Source organism: Natronomonas sp. (assembly GCF_036625485.1).
Taxonomy (GTDB): domain Archaea; phylum Halobacteriota; class Halobacteria; order Halobacteriales; family Haloarculaceae; genus Natronomonas.
The window spans coordinates 1-3125 of sequence record NZ_JAZKTR010000221.1 but is presented as its reverse complement, the minus strand read 5'-3'; the positions used below and the strand labels follow the sequence as shown (position 1 = coordinate 3125).

The window sequence follows — 3125 nt, the reverse complement described above, 5'->3', positions numbered from 1 at the left end:
GGAATTCGAGGAGTTGGAACTGGATTCCCTCGGTCCCCGTGTCCGCGTGGATTACGCCCCCGATGGTGAGTACGGACGCGAGTGGCTCCGCGAGTTGGTTGGCGACCTCGAATCGGACGGCCTCGTGACGACCGAAGAGACCGATGCGGGTCTCGTCGCCTCGCTCCGCCAGTAACGACCGTGTTTTCTTTGTAAACACAGTCCGTAACAGCGGTATGGACGAGATTCGAGTCGCCGCGATCGGCGGGAGCCTCCGCGAGGAGAGTTATACCCGTCTCGCGTGCGAGGAAGCACTGGCGGCGGCGAACAACTTCGAACGCGTCGAGACGGACCTCATAGACCTCCGAGCCTTCGACTTACCGGTCTACGATGCCGACGAAGACGACGCGGGCGAGGCCGTCGCATTCCGAGAACGCGTGGATGCGGCCGACGCGGTGATTCTCGGCACCCCCGTCTATCACGGTTCGTTTTCCTCGGCGATGAAGAACGCGCTGGACTACTGTGGCTTCGACGAGTTCGAGAACACGACGGTCGGTCTGCTCTGTGTGGCCGGCGGGTCCTTCCCGACGACGACGCTGGACCAACTGCGAGGTGTCTGCCGCGCCCTTAACGCGTGGGTCGTGCCCCATCAGGTCGCGATTCCGCGCGTCCGCAATGCCTTCGATGACGGCGTGTTGGTCGACGATGACGTCCGTGAGCGAATCGACACGCTCGGCCGTCGGATGGTCGAATACGCGAACATCGAACCCGACCCGCGAACGATAGAAGCCCAGCAGAACGTCGGTGCCGACGATTAGGCGTCGGGGCCCTGCCACTTGGCCAGAGTCGCCGAATGATCCTCTTCCGTACTCGTCCAGACGATTCTCACTGTCGCGTCCGAAGGCACCGAAAGCGTTGCGGTGTCGCCGGCGCTAACCGTCCCAGCGAAATCCGACTCGACCGTGGTTTCGGTGTCGGCTTCGAACCGGAGTTGCGATGCCTCGACGTTGTCCCCGCCCTCGTGTTGCACGGTGAGTTGCTCGGCGTCGATATCGTGATCGAAACCGAACGAGACCTGCGGTACCGTCGCCTCGGGTTCGCTGCCCATGCTCCCGCTGAGGATAGCGATGCCCGTCGCGCTCTCACCGCCCTCGTTTTGAATGTCTTCGGCTGATACGTCGACCACGGCGAGGAGGTCGACCTCGCCGGGCGAAAGCACCATACCGTAGACCGGCCCTTCGAGCTGTTCGAAGCCGGGATTCTCGTGGTCGTCGATACTCTGTGAAGACCCAGTGAGGACGTTCCAGTCACCGAATTCGATGAAGGCCTCGTTGGCGAAGACGTGGAACTCGAAGCCCTCGCCCGTGTGGACGGGCCCGATGAAGGCGGCCATCGTCTCGCCGGAGAGGTCCCGCTGGACGAGGAGTTGGTCGTCCGAGGCGGTTTCGCCCTCGTAGATGGGCTGGAGGCCGAACGACGCTTCGGGGTCCTCGTACTCGATGTTGACGATCTCCTCGGTCGTGACGCTCGCCGCCCCGTCGACCATTTCGGGGTAGTCGACGGTGCCATCGGTGACGTATTCATATTCCGGGTCGTCTCCGTTCCCGTTTCCACCGGGTATCGAGTCACCGAGACAACCGGCAAGGCCGGCGACGGCAGTCGTTCCACACAACTCTAACAGGCGGCGTCGATGGAGGGCCATACGTTCCCTGTCCGTGGAATCCTTTATAAACTTCCGGAGAACCTCGGAACGCTCATACCGCCGGCCCCCGAAGGCGTGGGCGTGACTCAATGGGTCGAGAACCCGCGAGGGGGCCGCGAGCGCGGGCCGCGAGGACTACTCCGGGCGTGGGTGGAAGTCCTCGTTCGACCACGGCGCTTCTTCCGAAACGGTGTCGCACCGGGCGATCAGGCGCCGGGATTGGCCTTCGCCATCGCGGTCACCTTCGTCTACGTGGGCAGCCAGATGGCATTCGCGCCCGCCGCCATATCGGGCTACGAGCGCATCGCGGCCGCGACTGGAAGCGTCTATTTAAGTGGTGCAATCGTTCTCGGTATCGCCTGTTTCCTGGTCGCGCCGCTGGCGTTGCATCTCGCGGCAGCACTCGGAACGCTGTCGCTACTCCCGGTCGTCAACAACCGTGCCGGCGTCAGCGAAACGGTGCAGGTGATCGGCTACGCGACGGCGCCGGCCGTCTTCGCAGCGGTGCCGATACCGGGCGTTCAACTCGTCGCCGTGCTCTACGGCTGTGTCCTTCTGATACTCGGCTTTTCCGTCGTCCACGAGACGTCGTTGCCGCGTGCTATCGTGGCCGGTTTCGTCCCGGCTATGTTCGTGTTCGGTCTCGCATTCGGCGGAATTGCGGCCTTTGAGGCCGTCTCCGGGGTGGCCATCACACCGACCTCAGCTACCGGATAGATTCCGACAACAGTTTTAAGCCCGGACTGTAGGTTTTCAGTAATGGGTAACTGTATCATCTGCGGCACCTCCACGGATGGCCCCGTCTGTGATGTCCATCAGGAGGACGTCGTTTTCGATTTCGAAGGAGACGAACCCTCACAACTGACCGCCGGCCGCTACTACCGAGGTACGGTCGACGGCTACGCCGACTTCGGCGTCTTCGTCAACATCGGCAACGTGACGGGCCTGCTCCACCGGAGCAAGCTCGACCGCCGACTCGAGAGCCTCGATTGGGAGCCGGGCGATGAGGTCTTCGTGCAGGTCAACAACGTCCGCGACAACGGCGACATCGACCTCGGCTGGTCGATCCGACAGTCCGAGCGGGAGTTCCGCGGCGTCCTCGTTGACGCCCCGGACGGCGACTACCTCCTCGACGAAGCCGAGGAGGACGAAGCGGGAAACGAAGCGGAGCCGGAGCCGACAGCTGACGAGCAAACCGGCGGCAACGTTCCCGAGGAAGCCGAACCCGAAGCGGTAAGCGAAGAACCCGAAGCAGCCGAACCCGAAACGGAAGCCGCCGACGAGCAGACCGGTGGCGAACCGAGCGACGAAGAACTCGCCGAAGCCGTCGTGACCGAAACGTCGGAACCGGAAGCAGAAGAAGAAGAAGAGCCGGAGACCGTCGAAGCGGAGACCGAAACGGAGGACGAGACTGAAGAAGCCGAGGAAGCCGAATCCGAGGAAG

At 63.1% G+C, this 3125-nt stretch carries 4 protein-coding genes and 1 pseudogene; 4 read left to right on the top strand and 1 reads right to left on the bottom strand.

The genetic code is table 11. The annotated features are described in order from the left end of the window. Nucleotides 1-175: pseudogene (locus V5A53_RS14140) on the top strand (A/G-specific adenine glycosylase); the annotation flags it as partial. 40 nt (nt 176-215) lie between these two features. Further along, nucleotides 216-797: an NADPH-dependent FMN reductase gene (locus V5A53_RS14135; protein ID WP_332314255.1), complete on the top strand. Its 582-nt coding sequence runs from the start codon at nt 216-218 to the stop codon at nt 795-797. On the opposite strand, the gene V5A53_RS14130 is transcribed toward V5A53_RS14135, so the two are convergent. After that, entirely contained in the window at nt 794-1681 is an 888-nt protein-coding gene (locus V5A53_RS14130) for a hypothetical protein (protein ID WP_332314254.1), read from the bottom strand. The genes V5A53_RS14135 and V5A53_RS14130 overlap by 4 nt on opposite strands. Nucleotides 1682-1762: 81 nt before the next feature. On the opposite strand from V5A53_RS14130, the gene V5A53_RS14125 reads away from it, so the two are divergent. Continuing rightward, the gene (locus tag V5A53_RS14125) at nt 1763-2398 is read left to right on the top strand and encodes a YIP1 family protein (RefSeq protein ID WP_332314253.1); all 636 of its coding nucleotides are present in this window, start codon (nt 1763-1765) and stop codon (nt 2396-2398) included. A 42-nt stretch (nt 2399-2440) separates the two neighbouring features. After that, a partial coding sequence (locus V5A53_RS14120) for a S1 RNA-binding domain-containing protein (protein WP_332314252.1) occupies nt 2441-3125 on the top strand: 685 nt, incomplete at its 3' end.

Excerpts from the sequence above, each read along its gene's own strand:
- V5A53_RS14135 (WP_332314255.1), top strand. The coding sequence starts at position 216 with ATGGACGAGATTCGAGTCGCCGCGATCGGCGGGAGCCTCCGCGAGGAG.
- V5A53_RS14130 (WP_332314254.1), bottom strand. The coding sequence starts at position 1,681 with ATGGCCCTCCATCGACGCCGCCTGTTAGAGTTGTGTGGAACGACTGCC.